The organism is Streptomyces sp. NPDC001156 (genome assembly GCF_053598275.1).
The window spans coordinates 1-15,469 of the sequence record NZ_JBSFJX010000191.1 but is presented as its reverse complement, the minus strand read 5'-3'; the positions used below and the strand labels follow the sequence as shown (position 1 = coordinate 15,469).

At 68.8% G+C, this 15,469-nt stretch carries 15 protein-coding genes and 6 pseudogenes; 9 read left to right on the top strand and 12 right to left on the bottom strand.

Annotation, left to right across the window (positions count from 1 at the left end; translation table 11 throughout):
* Window positions 1-129: 129 nt before the first annotated feature.
* Window positions 130-651, bottom strand: coding sequence for an ATP-binding protein (locus ACWDA7_RS42005; RefSeq protein WP_450612003.1), 522 nt, complete (start codon window positions 649-651; stop codon window positions 130-132).
* Window positions 652-1,114: 463 nt separating this feature from the next.
* Here ACWDA7_RS42005 and ACWDA7_RS42000 point away from each other — a divergent pair, with 463 nt between their 5' ends.
* A complete protein-coding gene (locus ACWDA7_RS42000; protein ID WP_450612001.1) occupies window positions 1,115-1,981 on the top strand; it encodes a hypothetical protein in 867 nt (288 codons plus the stop codon).
* A gap of 66 nt (window positions 1,982-2,047) precedes the next feature.
* Here the strand turns inward: ACWDA7_RS42000 and ACWDA7_RS41995 are convergent, their stop codons facing one another.
* Together ACWDA7_RS41995 and ACWDA7_RS41990 are read right to left on the bottom strand one after the other, a co-directional pair.
* Entirely contained in the window at window positions 2,048-2,524 is a 477-nt protein-coding gene (locus tag ACWDA7_RS41995) for a GNAT family N-acetyltransferase (RefSeq protein ID WP_450611999.1), read from the bottom strand.
* Window positions 2,521-3,776, bottom strand: a pseudogene (locus ACWDA7_RS41990) (IS256 family transposase). Before ACWDA7_RS41990 ends, ACWDA7_RS41995 begins: the two are co-directional and overlap by 4 nt.
* A 171-nt stretch (window positions 3,777-3,947) precedes the next feature.
* On the opposite strand from ACWDA7_RS41990, the gene ACWDA7_RS41985 reads away from it, so the two are divergent.
* Together ACWDA7_RS41985 and ACWDA7_RS41980 are read left to right on the top strand one after the other, a co-directional pair.
* Window positions 3,948-5,027, top strand: a complete 1,080-nt coding sequence (locus ACWDA7_RS41985; protein WP_450611997.1) for an integrase core domain-containing protein — start codon at window positions 3,948-3,950, stop codon at window positions 5,025-5,027.
* A 28-nt stretch (window positions 5,028-5,055) separates the two neighbouring features.
* Window positions 5,056-5,340 (top strand): annotated as a pseudogene (locus ACWDA7_RS41980) (integrase core domain-containing protein); the annotation flags it as partial.
* A gap of 189 nt (window positions 5,341-5,529) precedes the next feature.
* Here ACWDA7_RS41980 and ACWDA7_RS41975 read toward each other — a convergent pair.
* Window positions 5,530-6,009 carry a MarR family winged helix-turn-helix transcriptional regulator gene (locus ACWDA7_RS41975; RefSeq protein WP_450611995.1) on the bottom strand — a complete coding sequence of 160 codons (480 nt, stop codon included), beginning with the start codon at window positions 6,007-6,009 and terminating at the stop codon, window positions 5,530-5,532.
* 391 nt (window positions 6,010-6,400) lie between these two features.
* On the opposite strand from ACWDA7_RS41975, the gene ACWDA7_RS41970 reads away from it, so the two are divergent.
* Window positions 6,401-6,748 carry a hypothetical protein gene (locus ACWDA7_RS41970; protein ID WP_450611993.1) on the top strand — a complete coding sequence of 116 codons (348 nt, stop codon included), beginning with the start codon at window positions 6,401-6,403 and terminating at the stop codon, window positions 6,746-6,748.
* Between the two features lie 188 nt (window positions 6,749-6,936).
* Window positions 6,937-7,155: a hypothetical protein gene (locus ACWDA7_RS41965; RefSeq protein ID WP_450611991.1), complete on the top strand. Its 219-nt coding sequence runs from the start codon at window positions 6,937-6,939 to the stop codon at window positions 7,153-7,155.
* A 63-nt stretch (window positions 7,156-7,218) separates the two neighbouring features.
* Here the strand turns inward: ACWDA7_RS41965 and ACWDA7_RS41960 are convergent, their stop codons facing one another.
* The 3 genes and pseudogenes from ACWDA7_RS41960 to ACWDA7_RS41950 form a co-directional block, all read right to left on the bottom strand.
* A complete protein-coding gene (locus ACWDA7_RS41960) occupies window positions 7,219-7,440 on the bottom strand; it encodes a hypothetical protein (protein ID WP_450611990.1) in 222 nt (73 codons plus the stop codon).
* Between the two features lie 67 nt (window positions 7,441-7,507).
* Window positions 7,508-7,606 (bottom strand): annotated as a pseudogene (locus tag ACWDA7_RS41955) (nucleotidyl transferase AbiEii/AbiGii toxin family protein); the annotation flags it as partial.
* Complete coding sequence (locus ACWDA7_RS41950) at window positions 7,603-7,800, bottom strand: hypothetical protein (protein WP_450612007.1); 198 nt, start codon at window positions 7,798-7,800, stop codon at window positions 7,603-7,605. The pseudogene ACWDA7_RS41955 and the gene ACWDA7_RS41950, both read right to left, overlap by 4 nt.
* A 6-nt stretch (window positions 7,801-7,806) precedes the next feature.
* Between ACWDA7_RS41950 and ACWDA7_RS41945 the strand changes: the two are divergent.
* Window positions 7,807-8,205 (top strand): annotated as a pseudogene (locus ACWDA7_RS41945) (integrase core domain-containing protein); the annotation flags it as partial.
* A gap of 170 nt (window positions 8,206-8,375) precedes the next feature.
* Here the strand turns inward: ACWDA7_RS41945 and ACWDA7_RS41940 are convergent.
* Together ACWDA7_RS41940 and ACWDA7_RS41935 are read right to left on the bottom strand one after the other, a co-directional pair.
* Window positions 8,376-9,023: a hypothetical protein gene (locus ACWDA7_RS41940; RefSeq protein ID WP_450611988.1), complete on the bottom strand. Its 648-nt coding sequence runs from the start codon at window positions 9,021-9,023 to the stop codon at window positions 8,376-8,378.
* A 495-nt stretch (window positions 9,024-9,518) separates the two neighbouring features.
* Window positions 9,519-9,764: a hypothetical protein gene (locus ACWDA7_RS41935; RefSeq protein WP_450611984.1), complete on the bottom strand. Its 246-nt coding sequence runs from the start codon at window positions 9,762-9,764 to the stop codon at window positions 9,519-9,521.
* 499 nt (window positions 9,765-10,263) lie between these two features.
* Here ACWDA7_RS41935 and ACWDA7_RS41930 point away from each other — a divergent pair, with 499 nt between their 5' ends.
* A complete protein-coding gene (locus tag ACWDA7_RS41930) occupies window positions 10,264-11,625 on the top strand; it encodes a hypothetical protein (RefSeq protein WP_450611982.1) in 1,362 nt (453 codons plus the stop codon).
* Between the two features lie 225 nt (window positions 11,626-11,850).
* Here the strand turns inward: ACWDA7_RS41930 and ACWDA7_RS41925 are convergent, their stop codons facing one another.
* Window positions 11,851-12,063 (bottom strand): hypothetical protein, encoded by a 213-nt coding sequence (locus ACWDA7_RS41925; RefSeq protein WP_450611980.1) that lies wholly within the window; start codon window positions 12,061-12,063, stop codon window positions 11,851-11,853.
* 306 nt (window positions 12,064-12,369) lie between these two features.
* Window positions 12,370-12,531 (bottom strand): annotated as a pseudogene (locus tag ACWDA7_RS41920) (IS5/IS1182 family transposase); the annotation flags it as partial.
* Window positions 12,532-12,665: 134 nt separating this feature from the next.
* Between ACWDA7_RS41920 and ACWDA7_RS41915 the strand changes: the two are divergent.
* On the top strand, window positions 12,666-13,154 hold the full coding sequence (locus ACWDA7_RS41915) for a DUF6233 domain-containing protein (RefSeq protein ID WP_450612005.1): 489 nt from the start codon (window positions 12,666-12,668) through the stop codon (window positions 13,152-13,154).
* Window positions 13,155-13,296: 142 nt separating this feature from the next.
* Here ACWDA7_RS41915 and ACWDA7_RS41910 read toward each other — a convergent pair whose 3' ends face one another.
* Entirely contained in the window at window positions 13,297-14,649 is a 1,353-nt protein-coding gene (locus ACWDA7_RS41910; protein ID WP_450611978.1) for an endonuclease domain-containing protein, read from the bottom strand.
* 201 nt (window positions 14,650-14,850) lie between these two features.
* On the opposite strand from ACWDA7_RS41910, the pseudogene ACWDA7_RS41905 reads away from it, so the two are divergent.
* Window positions 14,851-15,469 (top strand): annotated as a pseudogene (locus tag ACWDA7_RS41905) (integrase); the annotation flags it as partial.

The following is a 15,469-nucleotide window of genomic DNA, read 5'->3' as shown; positions in this document are numbered from 1 at the left end:
CCCCATGCACACAAGCGGCGCCCGAGACCCGTATCCCGGACGCCGCTGAAGGCTGCCCCTTGACAGACCGGCCCCACATATCAGTGCTGTGACCGCATAGGTTGCGCGTGTTTCGCGTGGCGGTGAACCTCAACTCTTGACGGCCTCTGCAATCTGCAGGGCGGCCTGGGCAGGCGTGAGGTGCGTGGTGTCGACGACCTCGGCCTCGGCGTGCAGCCACGTGCGGGCGGCCTCGGCGTAGGGCTCAAGGTATTGCAGACGGAATGGGGAGGGACCAAGAAGAGTGTCCCCCTCGATGCGTCCGCGCAGGGTGTCCTGGTCGGCGTGGAGGACGAAGTGCCGTACCGGAATGGCATGTTCAGCGAGGCCCGTGCTGATCTCCCGCCAGTACTGCTCGACCAGGACGGTCATGGGCATCACCAGAGTGCCGCCGGTGTAGTCGAGTACGCGGCGGGCGGTCTCGACCACGAGCGGCCGCCACGGCGGCCAGTGCTGGAAGTTACCCGTCCACGGCAGCCCCGGCGTGATGTCCATGAGTGTCTCGCCGACCTTCTCGGCGTCGAACACCCGTGAATCCGGGATCAGCTGCTGCACGAGCGCACTGGTCGTCGTCTTACCTGCGCCGTGGGTGCCGTTGAGCCATACGATCATGACCCGACGCTAGCGCCCTACGGGCCGTGGGCACAGGCACTCCCCGATTCGTCGCCCGGCTCTTGCTGGAGTCGGCGAGGTAGCCGACTGCAGTCCGCTACTGCCGTGGTTTGGGGCGCTGACGAAGAAGGGCATGAACTGCGCCGCCGGACCCTATGCGCGCCCTCGGTCGTCGTCTTCTGCCATCGCGGCGGGATAGTAGGTGGTCGGGGTCGCGTGAGATCCGGGCCTATGGCTCGAGCTTTGCTGCCCTGTCATGCTGTGGCTTGTGGGGACGGAAACGATCTGGCAGACAGTATCGCGCTGGATTCGCAGACAAACAGGGGCACGCGTTTTGCGTGCATCAGACTGTCAGGTCAAGCTGCTCAGGCGGGACATTCAGGTGCTCCTCGGGCCCGGCAGCCGGCCTCCGGCGCGTGTGTGTCTGGGGCTGCGCCGGTTTCTCATCAGCCGCCGTCCCGCTATGGTCGGCCGCCTGATTGCGGCGCTGGCCTTCTCCGAGATTGCGATGGGCCTGGATTGGGCCGTGGTGTCCGCGGCAGCGTCCCCTGCGCCCAGCCAGACAACCGGCGCCTCGACGGAGTCCGGTCTGCCCCCGGCGATTCTGCAAGGGCCGATACTTCTGGCAGTCCTCGCGCTGACGGCCGCAGTGATTGCCGCATTGGCGGTGGTATTCGCTGCGCCCGTGGCGGCTTTCGTCGTCGTGTGGCGAGGATCGGCATCAAGTCCCTGGCGATCGGGCCGGTGGGTCACTCGATACCGTTTGGTCCATAACGCTGCCCTGACTGTCCGCGCCTGTACGGCGGCCTTGACAGCGTCGGCGGACGACCAGCCGCAGAGGCTGCGTGAGGTAGCCGGTCGTCTGACCGCGACCTCCAGACTGATCGCAAGGTCCTACCGCGATGCGGGCAGCGTCCGTTGGCCCTCCCACCGAAGGAAAGCGCTGCGGCGCCACACGGGCCTGGTCATCGCCAAACTGCGCGTCGTTGAGAGCCGTCTGGACACCGACTGCGACGCGGCGCTGCGGGAACTGGCAGCAACACTCATCACTGTGTGCGATCGATACGTGCACGGGCGGGTCGGCGCACTTCTGGATGAGGAGGCACTGACCGGCCTGGAGCCGGTGAGGGACTGGGAATGGCTACGGCTGGTAGCGGCACTGCTGGCCTGCACCGGTGCCGCCGTGGGCGCCTCTTTCCTTCCCATACCGGATGCTGGGCAGCCCTACGCGATCGGAGGAGCTGCAGCTGCCGCATTCATGCTCGCCTACACCGATCAGCCGGCCAGGGCGTTGGAGCTGTGGAACCATATCGGCAGGACTGGAGCCTGACCCCTGCACGGTACGCTGTGTCACCGTCGAACGGAGTGACGGGCGGATCACCTGCCTGAGTCATTGTCAAGATCTGTGGATCGGGCCAGGCTGAGGCGGCTTGGTGGACATCCTGATCTTGATGTTGTTCTCTCCGTGACGGGTGACTTCGTGCAGGCCCAGTCGCTGGTAGAGGGCCTGGGTTCGCTGGTTGACGACGAGGACGTCCAAGGTGAGGTCCCGGCTCTGCTGGCGGGCCTGGTGCAGGAGGCTGCGGATGAGCCGGCCGCCGATGCCGCGTCCCTGGTGGTCGGGGTGGAGCTCGATCCGCGCAAGGTAGATCTCCGTCGGGCGGTGCTCGACGTGGAGCATGCCGGCGTCCGTGCCGTCGGTGGTGATGATCTGCCATCGGTCCGGGGTGAACGCGTTGGCGTGGAAGTCGCGTTGGATCTGCTCGTCGCAGCCCCAGATGGCCGTGATGTAGGCGCCCATGGCGGCTTTGTGCAGCTGGAAGCAGTATTCGCTGTCCGCGGAGGTGGCCGGCCGCAGGCCGATGGCCATCATGCCGCTCGCTCCGTGGGCCGTTCGATCAGGCGGCCGCCTTCGAAGCGCGCTCCGGCGCGGACAAGGGTGACGAGGTGGGGTGCGTTCACGGCCCGCCACCGCTGCTGGGCGGATTCGACGAGTTTGAAGACCATGGCCAGGGCGGCGGTGCGGGAGCCGGCGCCTCGGGTGACCTTGGTCCGCAGGCGGACGGTGGAGAACGGGGACTTGATGGGGTTTGTGGTCCGAAGGCGGATCCAGTGCTCGGCCGGGAAGTTGCAGAACGCCAGCAGCTGGTCCTGGTCGTCGGTGATCTTCTTGACGGCCTTGGGGAACTTCGGGCTGTAGAGCTTGGCGAACGTTTTGATGGCCGCCTCGGCGTGGTCGCGGTCCTCGGCGTTGTGGATGTCCTGGATGGCCTTTTTTGCGCCGGGCTGCGCGGACTTCGGCATGGAGTCGAGGACGTTGGCCGTTTTGTGAACCCAGCACCTTTGCTCGCGGGTTTCGGGGAACACCTCGCCCAGGGCCTTCCAGAAGCCCAGGGCGCCGTCACCGACCGCCAGAACCGGGGCGCGCATGCCCCGACGCGCGCAGTCGCGCATCAGGTCGGCCCAGGACTCGGCGGACTCGCGGTAGCCGTCCTTGAGCACGACCAGTTCCTTGGAGTCATCGGCGCGGACCCGATGAGCACCAGGACGCAGGCTTTGGCCTCCTCCAGGCGGACGTTGAGGTGGATGCCGTCGGCCCACACGTATACGTAGTCGATCTCGGACAGGTTGCGGTCGATGAAGGCGGTGTGGTCGGCATGCCACTGCTGGGTGAGCCGGGTGACGGTGGCCGGGGAGAGCCCGGCCGAGCTGCCGAGGAACTGCTCCAGGGCCGGGACGAAATCGCCCGAGGACAGGCCGTGCAGGTAGAGCAGCGGCAGCACCTCGCTGATCTTGGGGGACTTGCGGCACCACGGCGGCAGGATCGCGGAGGAGAACCGCTTGCGCTCGCCCGTGGCCTTGTCAACGCGCTTGTCGTTCACCCGCGGGGCCTTCACCTCGACCACCCCGGCCGCGGTGGTGACCTTCCTGGGCTGGTGGTAGCCGTTGTGGACCACCAGGCGTCGACCGGTCTCGTCCCGCTGGTCGGCCAACTCGGCTATATAAGTGTTGACTTCGGCCTCCAGGGCCGCGGCGAGCATCCGCCTCGCGCCCTCCCGGACGATTCCGTCGATCAAGGAGGAGCTGTTGGTGGTGGTGCCGTCGTCGTTGACTAGGCTGAGCACGGGCGTGCCTTCCCGACCGGTGCTGCGAACACCGGCCTACTCGATGACCATCAGTCGATCACTCGGGAAGGTACGCCCTTCGCGTGCTCCCCGAGCTCGATCCTGTGCCGCTTGAAAAGCCGTCGTCGCAGGTGGCATCGGTGACGGTTCATCGGCTGGCAGCATGTCCGGGTGATCGTGTCCTTGCTGTACAAGGTGACCCGGAAGTTGCTCTCCTCCCCCTCGATGCTGCTCCGCGGCGATGCGGCGAAAGACGCGGAACTTCTCGTGTTGCGACACCAGAACGCGGTACTGCGTCGACAGCTGGCCAGCCCGGTGAGCTACGAGCCAGCCGATCGATTCTGGTTCGCTGCCCTCTCCGGCCTGATACCTCGGTGTCGCTGGCGCGAGGTCTTCCCGGTCACCCCCGGCACCCTGCTCGGCTGGCACCGCATGTTCATCGCCGCGAAGTGGGACTACAGCGCACACAGGCGCATCGGGCGGCCGCCGACCGGTGAGGCGCTCAAGAGCCTCGTACTGCGACTCGCCAGCGAGAATCCGCGATGGGGGCACCGGCGGATCCAGGGTGAACTGGCTCGGCTCGGGCACCGGATCGGGCCCTCGACGGTGTGGGAGATCTTGAATGCGGCGGGCGTAGAGCCCGCGCCGCGTCGCTCCGGTCCGACCTGGCGCGAGTTCCTCACCGCCCAGGCCGAGAGCATCATCGCGGCGGACTTCTTCCCCATCGACATCGCGCTCGGCAGGCGGCTCTATGCGCTGGCCTTCCTCGAGCACGGCACCCGGCGCCTGCGCATCACCGGTGTCACCGCCCATCCGACGCGGGAGTGGACGGTGCGGCAGGCGCGGAATCTCGCCGCCGACCTCGGGATACGCATGGAGTTCCTGCGGTTTCTGCTGCGCGATCGAGACGGCAAGTACGGCGAGGCGTTCGACGCGGTCTTTGAGGCAGAGGAACTGGGCGTGATCAAGAGTGCGCCGCGGGCGCCTTGGATGAACGCCCACTGTGAGCGCGTCATCGGCAGCCTCCGCCGCGAGGTACTCGACCACATCCTCGTCATGGGAGAGGCGCATGCCCGGCAGGTGCTTGCGGCCTACCAGAGGCACCCCAACGAGCATCGGCCCCACCAGGCGCGCAACCAGCTACCACCTGCCGTCCAGGAGCAGCCCACCGCGATAGACAGCGGCGCCCACAAGCTGCTGCGCACCCGAATCCTCGGCGGCCTCATCAACGAGTACAGATACGCCGCGTGACCTGCGGCGATGACTTTTCGAGCGGCACAGGATGAACTCCCTCATGGAGCGCTGGATACAGACGTGCCGACGCGAGCTGCTGGAGGGCACCTTGATCTGGAACCAGAGCCACCTGCTGCACGCGCTCCGCGAGTTCGAGAACTTCTACAACTGCCATCGACCGCACCGAGCCCTGGGCCAAGCCGCGCCGCTGCGTCCACTGCCTGCACCGATCAACGTGCCAGAGCCGATCCGGCACCTTGAGATCCGCCGACGAGACCGGTTCGGCGCAACCCTGCACGAATACCAACATCAGCCTGAGCAGGCCGGATGATTTATCGGCACCCGCAGAGCCGGGGCGACGACGACACCGCGGCGCGTACAGCGGCACTGTCAACAACGGCGTGATCTTCGGCTGAGCATCCGGCCGCGTCGCCGCCGATCCGAACCTCCAGCACCTCCGGCCACCGGGGGTGCTGTTCCCGTTCGGGCATGCCGCCAGACGCCGGGCCGGGCGCCGGGGTCACTGCTCGGCGCAGACTGCGTCGCCTGGTGAGGTGCGCACCCGGGCCAGGAGTGCGCGGAGCGCGGTCATCTCCTGCGGGGACAGGTCGCCGAAGAGTGTGCGTTCGACCTCGTCCACCGCGGTCTGGGCCTCGGCCAGGACGCCGCGGCCCCGGTCGGTGATGGCGACGATGTGCCGGCGCCGGTCGGAGGGGTCGCGGCGGCGCTCGACGAGCTGGGCGGACTCCAGGTCGTTGAGGATCGCGACCATGATGCTGGGATCCACCTCGAGCGCCGCGACGAGGCCCTGCTGCCCCATGGATCCGCACCTGCCGAGCAGCATCAGCGTGGCTCCGGCCCGCGGCGCGAGGCTGCAGGAGGCGAAGGCGCGCTGGACGCGGTTGTTGGCGATGGCGCCGTGCCGGGCCAGCAGGAAACCGAGCCGCTCCAGCGGGTCGCCGCCGGCGGCATCCTCAACCGCGATCTCGTTCCCTGTCATGGCTCCATGATAGCGCGAGGCCAACCATCGTGATCGATGGTTAATCCACGACTTTCAACGATTCTTCGGCGCCCCGCGCCGCGACCGCGACCGTGTGCGGGACCCGCCCGCACGCCTTGGCGGGCGTTCGTGCCGGGTTATTCCACTTCCCCGGCTTCCTTGCCGAGGCAATGGTCACACTCCATAAATGATTGACCGCCATCAATCATCTGTTAGGTTCCATTCGCCAGCGATTCACAGCGCCGCCGGCCCCCTCGGAACCAGCGCCTGCGAACCAGGCGCCCGCCCCGGCGGCCCCACGCGAATCGCCCCCGCACGACGCAGACCGGCCCACCGGCCGGACCGTCGTCCGACGCCCCGCACACCGGGGCACCGCAAGGAGAGACCCGACATGAACAAGTGGACGCGCATCATCGCAACCTCCACCGCCTCGGTGGCGCTCACCGGCACCGCCCTGCTCGGAGCCACGGGTTCCGCCTCCGCCGCTCCCCGGCCCACCGGCCAGGACCGGCAGACCGTGACCGTCAGCAGCACGGCATGGGACAGGACCGCCGACCGCGCCGGGAACGACGACCGGCGCTGGAACGACGAGATCACCCGTCACCACTACGACTACGGCCACCACCGCTGGAACGACGAGATCACCCGTCACCACCACGGCCACCACCGCGTGCAGTACTGGAGCCACGGCCACTGGGTGACCGTCTGGCTGTCCCACGGCCACGGACCCGTCCGCTGAGGCGCGACCGGATCCGGCACACCCCGCCGGACCACGACGCCGCGCCGAGGGGACGACGTCCCGGCCGACAGGGCAGGGAGCCACGCCGGTGCCGCCCCTCCCGGTCCTCACACGGCCCGGCATCGGCCGGCCCCCACTCCACTGCCTCCCGTCGCGCCACCGGCACACCGAAAGACCCGGAGAACACCATGCTCAACACCATCCCGACCACGAAGAACAGCAGCCTGCTCACCAACGCCCTCGTGGCCGTGCGGCGCCTGCCAACCCCCACCCCCACCGCTGGCACCGGACGACACCGCGGCCAACCCGCCAGCGAACGCCTCGCCTCCGTCGGCGCCCCCGGCATGGGCGTCCACCGCCGCCCGTCCGACACCCCCGCCCCCGGTGGCACCGCCGCCCGGGACTGAACACCACGGGCATCCTCCAAGTTCAGCCGGCCGTGGCCGGGCGCAGCCGCGCCGCTCAGGCGTTCACCCCTCCGCCCGGGACTTCAAGCGCCTGCACGACGCCGATCGCTGCGCCAACGTGACCGTGATCAGAACGCGGAGTTGCTCGTCGACCACGCCCTCGCAGGACTCGGCAATGGCCTCGAGGCTGGTGCCCGCGGTGATCCAGGCATTGGTCAGTGCTTGGAGCGACAGGACAGTGGCGATGAGCCGGCTACCGAACGCGGAATCCAGTCCGCTCCTCACCCGGGCCAGGACATCGAGCCGGAGCCACCAGCGGCGCCCTACCGCACGAGCCTCACGCCACCACCGGGGCCTGGACGGCATACCCGCCCGTGATCACCAGCGGGTACGGGGAGCCGATGGCCAAGACGTCCGCCAGCAGGCGGGCGTGCAGGTCGGGAAGTCTCACGCGGCCGCCGGGCCGTGATGGGTAGGCCGTCGCCGGGCCGGGGGCTGGGCGGGAGGCACGTCGACCAGAGCCCGCAACTGGGGAAACCGGTCCTCCCACACACCGCGGACCGTGGTCGAGACCAGGATCCGCAGGATGGGCCACAACCGCAGGAGGATGTCGCGGTTCACCAGCGCGCACAGGTCCTTGCGCATGCCCTCCTCGAGGACGCGGGCAGCCGGGCCACGTTCATGATCCGCGACGGTGACTCGAAGTTCACGGCCGCTTTCGACGACCTGCTGACCGACGCCGGGCTGACGGTCGTCACCACCGGCATCCGGATACCGCGGATGAACTCCCTCAGGGAGCGCTGGATACAGACGTGCCGACGCGAGCTGCTGGAGGGCACCTTGATCTGGAACCAGAGCCACCTGCTGCACGCGCTCCGCGAGTTCGAGACCTTCTACACCTGCCATCGACCGCACCGAGCCGTGGGCCAAGCCGCGCCGCTGCGCCCACTGCCTGCACCGATCAACGTGCCAGAGCCGATCCGGCACCTTGAGGTCCGCCGACGAGACCGGCTCGGCGGAACCCTGCACGAGTACCAACATGCAGCCTGAGCAGGCCGGATGGTTTATCGGCACTGGCACGTTTCCGCGTCGGTTGCCGAACTCCTGGGTCCGGCGACCTCGGCCGACAGCACTTCGTCGCGATGCGTCCAGGAGGGCTTCAGCCGCCCTGCGCTCCGCGAGAGAGGTCCGCCGGCGCTCCCCGATCGGACGGTGAAGGCTCAGTACGCCAGGCGGCAGTTCCCCCAGGCCGCTGCCAGGGCGCGCGGAATCTGCGCGATGTCGCCGCAGCCGTGCAGGCTCTGGGGGAAACCGTCGCTGGCGATGTAGATCCAGCCGCCCCCGGAGGTGGTGCGGAAGTACTTCGTGGCGCTGCCCTCGTCCTGCATGCCTACGAGTTCCGCGTAGGTGGCACCTGGGGTGGCTTGGAACCGGGCGGCAGCGTAGTGGACGGCGCCGCACTGGCCGTAGAAGAAGTGGTGCGGCACCGGCCTGATGTGGGAGAAGCGCGGGAAGCTGCGCTTGTAGGCCTCCGTCACGGCGGCCTTGACTTTGGCGCTGACGGTCAGGTTGCGGCAGCCGGGGATCGATACGGGCGCGGGATGGGTGTGGGTTCGGGTCGGGACCGCGGAGGCCTTGGTCGTAGCGGCGGAGGTGTGCGACGGCACCGGCGTGGTGGTGGAGCCGGAGGATGCCGCCGAGGGGGAGGCGTCCGAAGGGGGCTCTGCCGTGACAGAGGCATCCGGAGTGGACGAAGCGGCAGTACCGGAGGGGGTTCCGGACGCCGACGCCCCCTGATGGCATCCCGTCAGCAGCAGGATGCCGCCCATCAGCACTGCTACCACCGAGCTGCGTCTGGCACCGGACATGAGCGAGCCTCCTCTTCGACCGATCCGGCCACGGCCCGCGTGACCGGGTGCGCGGCAGCCGTACGCCCGGCCGCCCTCGCTGTCTGACACACCGCGGGAGAGCTCTCGGGTTGCGGAGTGCCGGATGCGGAACGGATTCAATTCCGTATACGCGCCCACCCGGGAACCTCGGTCCGTCGCCACGGGGCGTGTGCGGTCCCCAGATCGGAGTTCGATGCATCTCACCGGTGCCGTCTGCAAGCCGCCTGGGCTGCGCCGCATTCTCGGCCGCAGCAGCTCGGCGCCCTTGCGGTCGGGTTGCGGGGCTGCCTTCGGCAATACGGGAGGTACCGGATGCCTACAACTGCTCGAAGGACGCAGGAGCATTCCTCCAACCCACCTCCCAGGCCACTGCCGGTCCGGCACGGGCGCGCCTCTCATGTTCTCCCGGTCTCCCGTGTGGCCGGCCCCAACCTTCGTGGCCGGGCGGGTACGGGCAGGTCGGCCGCTCGGTGATCAGCCCCGCCGCGCCAGATCCAGCGCCGCCACCCCCACGAACCAGTCAAGCACCTCGCAGATCTCGTCTCCGTGCTCCGCGAAGACCCGTACCGGGAACGACGGGCGCAGCTCCAGCTTCGCCTCGGGCAGGTCGATGCCGTCGATCTTGTTGAGGCGGTTCAGCAGCTCGCGGCGCTGTTCCGTGTCGTCGAACGGGCTGCGGGTGGCGAGCGCGGCGCGCTCGGACAGGGCGGTGCTGGGCACGGCGTACCTCCGTGATGGGGCGGCCCCGGCGGGCATGCCGGGGCCGCTACGGGCGGTGCGGATTCGAAGGGAGTGGTCAGTGGCCGGTGCGGCTGGGCGCGGTGGCCGCGTCCCAGGAGCTGCGCGGCGGCGACTGCCATCAGTTGGCGGCGGGAGCTGCGGCCGGGCGGGATGGTCCGGTGCGGCGCGCGGGCTCGGGGGCGGCAGCCGCACGCGGTGCCGGGGCGCGTCCGGCGAGGACGGCGGGCAGGGTGTCGTCGATGTAGGCGATGTGGTGGGCGAGGTGTCAACTTGATCCGACTCTGCCGTTGCCGCACACGGCATAGAATCTCGGTCCGTTACAGAGGTGACCAGGGACAGGGATCTCTTGAACCGGCGCGACGGTCGCTGCGGGTGCGGGTGGCCGTTTCGGAACGATCTGCCGCCTCCCGGCAGCCCCGGGCACCGGGCGGGTGGCCTTGTCCTCGGTCGCCGGTTCTCTCTCGTGTGAAGGCCCGCCATGTCTCCGGTCTCCCGCAGTCGCAAGCCCAAGAAGAACCGCCAGAACAGTGGAGGGAAGCGTTCGGGTAATCCCGCATCGGCCCAGAACATCCCGGCACCGCCCGAGTGGTCCGGCCTCGGTTCGGGCAATCCGTTCGCACGCCCGTCCGGCCTGTCGTTCCTGCAGCAGCTCGCGCAGGGACAACCGGCGAGACTTGACTGGTTCGGGCCTTCTTTCTCGGTGCTCTTGGACGAGGCCGAGGTACTGCTTGGCGCCGAAGGCCCGCGCCAGCTGGAGGACATGACGGCCCGCCTGCTGGGGGCCCGTGTGTACCAGGCCGTCCAGGAGGGGCGGTCTCTCGCGCTCGGTGACTGGATCGGCGAACTGATCGACACGGCGGAGGAGCGGGCCCGGGATCGCCTGGTTTCTGGTGTGCCCGGTGGTCAGGCCGCCCTGCTCCTGCTGCACGGGCTGTCGTCGGTGGGCTCGCCGGCGATCGCGCACGCGGCGCTGGAGGCGGTGTTCCGGCTGCGTCCGGTGGTGCGCGGTTCGCAGGTGTTGCCGACTCTGCCACCGTGGCGGGATGCGGTGGCGAAGCTGCGGATGACCGGGGACATCTGGGTGCTGCGTGATGTGTACGGCTCGCGTCTGGGTGTCATCGCGGCCACGGTCTATCCGGGCGGTGTGGACGCGGCGGTCTACCTTTTCGACATCGACGCCTGCGGCTTCGTCGTCCTGGCCGGTGGCGGCACGTACGACGATGTGGAGCAGGCCGCAACAGCCTGGCGTGCCGCGGTCGGCACGGCGGCTGCCGAAGCCGTGCCGGAGCCGCTCGCCCAGGCCAGGACGGAAGCGCTGCGTTGTCTGACCGAGGTGGACCTGACCGAGATCAGCATTTTGGGGACGGAGCCGCGGGTGGTGTGGGACGAGTGGTTCCGGGCACTGCGGCGTATCCACGATGTCTCCGCCGCCCTGGAGCGGCGGGGACGTTCACTGCCCGCCGCCATCGACCTCTACCGGGACGTCGACGTCACCCCGACGCTGGACGCGTTCACCGCATGGCTGCGGCAGAAGCAGAGCGCGGCGGTCGAGGAGGAGATCGTGGAAGCGCTGGTCGACGAGTGGCTGGCGGGTGTCTTGCCGGACACCGCGGACTCGGTCTCACCCCACCGGATCAACCACAATCTCAGACTGATTAACGATTGGGATTCCAGCCACCCGGTCACGACCGGGGTCAAGCGGCTACTGCCCGACTGGGTGCGCTTCCTCGCATGGCGGTCGGATCTCCCCCAGGCCGCGGCCGACGCAGCCCTGGCGGCCCTGGCCGAGGTGTCCGCAGGCGGGCACCGGGCCGCAGAACACTGCCCCGGGGTGCACTGAGACGCGAGGGCGGTCCGGGCCAGCCCGGACCGCCGCAGGCAGGTGCTGCGGTGTCCATCGCGTCGCGGGCCAGCGGCGACTGGAAGCCGCTCTCCTGCGGGTCATAGAACTCCGCTCGACCGAGAGCGAGTTGACCCGGCGCCGGGAGGCGGCTCATGGCGAGATCCGGCGACTGCGCACGGACGCCTCATGACGTGACCTGAGCGGTGTCTTGGGCGGCCGCGGCTACCTGCGACGTGTCGCCTGGGCGGCGGCCAGCAGATTCCGGATCTCCATGATGTCCTTACCGGTGCGTATTGCGATCCGGGCCGCCGGCTCCCCACCCTGGTATGCGGCCACGATCGCCGCGGTCAGGTTCCGGCGGGCCGCGTGGACGGCTTCCTGCGCGTCGTGCAGGGCCTGGGCTGCCATCTCCAGCGTGTGCTCCTCGCTCGTCATACGGTCATCGTGCCAGCCGGGCCGCAGGGCCGCAGGGCCCGTACGGTGGGCGTATTCCGGTGAGCGGACGGCAAGGGGCGGCGGTATGGCGGGCGAGACGCTGGTGACGGTGGTGGCAACCTGACCGCCGACGTGGAACTGCGTTACACCAACTCCGGTATCCCGGTGAAGTCCAATCGCCGACAGCCCGACAGTGGGGGAGACGCGAACCGCCCCGGTGGCACGGGGGAGGCCACCAGGGCGGAACGAGGACTCCGGCGATCACACCGCCGAGGTCCTGCTATCCCTTTCGGCCGTATCTTGGCTGACCCTCTCGTACGCCTGAAGCGCCAGGGCATGCAGTTGCTCACCTATCCCAAGCTGAGCCTAGTGTCTGACGCGGCGTCGGATGGTGCGGTCCGAGCAGCCCGCGGTGGCGATCCGCTCGTAGCCGGAGCCGTGGACCAGGGCGGTTATCACGTTCTCGAAACAGCAGGCACATCATGCGCACCCGACGACCGATCAGGACTCGGCATGATGGCAGCACACAATGTTGCGGACAGGACAGGAAGTAAAGGGTGACCGCAGAGCAGAGAAAGGACGATCACGGTGCGGCGCCGATCATGGTCACGCTGCCGGGCGGTCATGAGATCCGGGCACGGCTTCATGCCCGGCGCTGGACGAAGGACGGCTGGCGATACCAGGTGGGAGTCCTCATATGGCAGGACGCCGCCGATGGCGGTGTGGAACCGGTCGAGCACCGAGCCTGGGTGAGCCCGGCACACGCACGCCCCGTCCCTGGCATCTCCTACGAACACGTGCCCACCCGCGGTGCGTCCCAGACAGGCAGTACTCCGCCGCGCAAAGGCCAGCCGGCCTGGACAGTCCAGCACCTGCCCCACCGCCCCGGCCATCCAGGCGCCACCCTCATCCATGTCATCGGCTGCATACCCAGCGCTCAGACGCTCGACCGGGAACAAGCACTCACCGCACTCCACCAGCCCCGCGCAGCGGCATGTAGAGAATGCGGAGCAGCCGGATCCCTCACTGACTACAAAGAGCCCCCCGGCCAAGAGACACAGGCACCGACGCCCCCACGCGACCCAGACTGAGCCGCCAACTACCCACGACCCACGAGAAAGGAAACCCTGAACGCCGAGCAACACGACGATGAACGGGCGGACGGCGTCAGGCAGTGCTCCCCGCAGGACTCGAACTTGCGGCCAGACGCTTTAGAAGGCGCCCGCTGTTTGCTCAGAACAGCGCCAGGCCCTCACTGCTGGTGTCCGCGATGACTGGCCGGAACCGGGTGGGGAGGCCGTCCAGGCGGTCGGGTCCGGCCGCGGCGGCAACGGCAGGGGCGGTCTCGGCCAGCCAGGTGCCAAACCGCTCGACGGCTTCGCGGTAGGGGACTTGCGCCAGGACACGGTGCTCGCCGGAGGGGCAGAAGTCGACGGCGACAGTGAGCAGGCAGGAACGGGGCGCGTTCTGGCTACCCGTCCAGGACACGCGCAGCACACCGCAGGGTTTGCGCGCGCGGGAGCCGCGGGGGTCGCGGTGGGTCGGGCGCAGTGATCGGCAGGCTATGTGGGCGGTCCATGCCGCGAGGTGTGGCAGTGGGAGGGTGGTGCGGGTGCGGCAGCCGGGGCAGCGGTGCCAGTGGTGGAGCCAGTCGGCGGTGTGGGTGTGGAAGAGGCGTGTGTAGTGGTTGGCCACGCGGATGTGGTTGCTGTACAGGTGGTCGGGTCGTTCTTGTGTGTTGCAGGAGTAGCAGACGGGGGCGCGGACGTAGCCGTGTTCATGGCAGTGGTCGAGTACGGCGGCGGGTGCGGTGCGGCAGATAGCGCAAGTCCACTCAGCCACCTTGCGGGTGATGCCGGGTTTCTTGCTGAGTGCCGAGTACAGGTGGTCTTTGAGTTCTCCGTTGTACGAGCGCGGTGCGGTGGTTGGGCAGTGGGGGCTCGTCGTCTGCCGACCGTCGGTGGCTAGGGTCTGCCGGTCGTGGGAGGGCGGCTCGGTGGCGGCTGTGCTCTTCTGGCGGGTCCGTGCGGCTTGCAGCCACTGCGTTTCGGTGTGCTCGGCCGCGTCCAGCACTCTGACCACGGCGCGCGGCAGCCACCATGTCCGCGCCGTGTGGTCGCGGGTTTGTTCCACGAGTATCCGCCGCCAGTCGATTCCCGCCAGATGGTGCGGCCGGCCGCCTTCAGGTTGTGCTGCCCGCTCGGGGTCGCCCAGCTCCTGCAGTTCCCGGGTGATGCGCTGGCGCCATCGCAGCGGCGTTTTGTCGTTCTGCTTCTGCTTCGGCGCGCCACGGAACGGACCGATGCGGACCAGGTCCTGGCGGTCCATCTCAACCGCGTTCAGTTCCGCTGCCGCCCGGCGCACCTCAATCTCCGGAACACTCCACTGGCCGCCGCTTGCCTTCACCGTCGCCACCACACGACAGCCGAGCAGGACGTACCCCGCCCGGGCATTGGCAGGAGAGCAGGTGAACGCCGCAGAAGCTGTCGGCACAGCGCTGTCGGTTGTCAAGTCGGCCCACAGAGCGTCCGCGGCGCCCAGAGTGATCAGGCCGCCCCTACGGCCCGGGATGACACGCTCTGACATACCGACAGGCTAACGGCCGACACCGACATACTGATAATCGGTGATCGACGCGCTGCTGGAGCAGGACGGTAGGGGAAACGGGTGTGGTCCAGGGGCCGGGTGCGGAACACGCTCAGCTCCTCGTCGAGTCCGTCGCTAGGCGGCCATGCCCACGGTCGGGCAGGCCTGGCTGGCTGTCGCCTGGCTGATCGTACGCCGCGACGTCCGCCGACCACCCGGTCGAGCCGGGCCCTGGTCGTGCGTCTGGCGCGGGAGAATGCCCCGTGGGGCTACCGGCGGATCCACAAAGAGCTCGCGGCGCTCGGCATCAAGGTCGCCGCCTCCACCGTCTGGGAGATCCTCAAGGAACACGGCATTCCACCCGCGCCCGAACGGCAGAGCACCACCTGGGGCGACTTCCTGCGCAGCCAGGCAGAAGCGCTGCTGGCCTGCGATCTGTTCGAGGTCCGCACCCTGACCGGGGCGCGCCTGTACGTCTTCGCGGTAATCGAGCATTCAACGAGGCGTATCCGGATCCTGGGCGCCACCGCACACCCGACGGCGAAGTGGATCGTGCAGCTCGGGCGCAATCTCCTCATGGACCTCCAGGACGCGGGCAGCAGGGCCACGTTCATGATCCGCGACGGTGACTCGAAGTTCACGGCCGCTTTCGACGACCTGCTGACCGACGCCGGGCTGACGGTCGTCACCACCGGCATTCGGATACCGCGGATGAACTCCCTCAGGGAGCGCTGGATACAGACGTGCCGACGCGAGCTGCTGGAGGGCACCTTGATCTGGAACCAGAGCCACCTGCTGCACGCGCTCCGCGAGTTCGAGA

Bases quoted from the DNA above. Each gene is read 5' to 3' on its own strand.
- ACWDA7_RS42005 (WP_450612003.1), bottom strand. From the start codon at position 651: ATGATCGTATGGCTCAACGGCACCCACGGCGCAGGTAAGACGACGACC.
- ACWDA7_RS41910 (WP_450611978.1), bottom strand. From the start codon at position 14,649: ATGTCAGAGCGTGTCATCCCGGGCCGTAGGGGCGGCCTGATCACTCTG.
- ACWDA7_RS41940 (WP_450611988.1), bottom strand. From the start codon at position 9,023: ATGTCCGGTGCCAGACGCAGCTCGGTGGTAGCAGTGCTGATGGGCGGC.
- ACWDA7_RS41915 (WP_450612005.1), top strand. From the start codon at position 12,666: ATGGTCACGCTGCCGGGCGGTCATGAGATCCGGGCACGGCTTCATGCC.
- ACWDA7_RS41925 (WP_450611980.1), bottom strand. From the start codon at position 12,063: ATGACGAGCGAGGAGCACACGCTGGAGATGGCAGCCCAGGCCCTGCAC.
- ACWDA7_RS42000 (WP_450612001.1), top strand. From the start codon at position 1,115: ATGGTCGGCCGCCTGATTGCGGCGCTGGCCTTCTCCGAGATTGCGATG.
- ACWDA7_RS41950 (WP_450612007.1), bottom strand. From the start codon at position 7,800: ATGCGCAAGGACCTGTGCGCGCTGGTGAACCGCGACATCCTCCTGCGG.
- ACWDA7_RS41995 (WP_450611999.1), bottom strand. From the start codon at position 2,524: ATGATGGCCATCGGCCTGCGGCCGGCCACCTCCGCGGACAGCGAATAC.
- ACWDA7_RS41965 (WP_450611991.1), top strand. From the start codon at position 6,937: ATGCTCAACACCATCCCGACCACGAAGAACAGCAGCCTGCTCACCAAC.
- ACWDA7_RS41975 (WP_450611995.1), bottom strand. From the start codon at position 6,009: ATGACAGGGAACGAGATCGCGGTTGAGGATGCCGCCGGCGGCGACCCG.
- ACWDA7_RS41970 (WP_450611993.1), top strand. From the start codon at position 6,401: ATGAACAAGTGGACGCGCATCATCGCAACCTCCACCGCCTCGGTGGCG.
- ACWDA7_RS41930 (WP_450611982.1), top strand. From the start codon at position 10,264: ATGTCTCCGGTCTCCCGCAGTCGCAAGCCCAAGAAGAACCGCCAGAAC.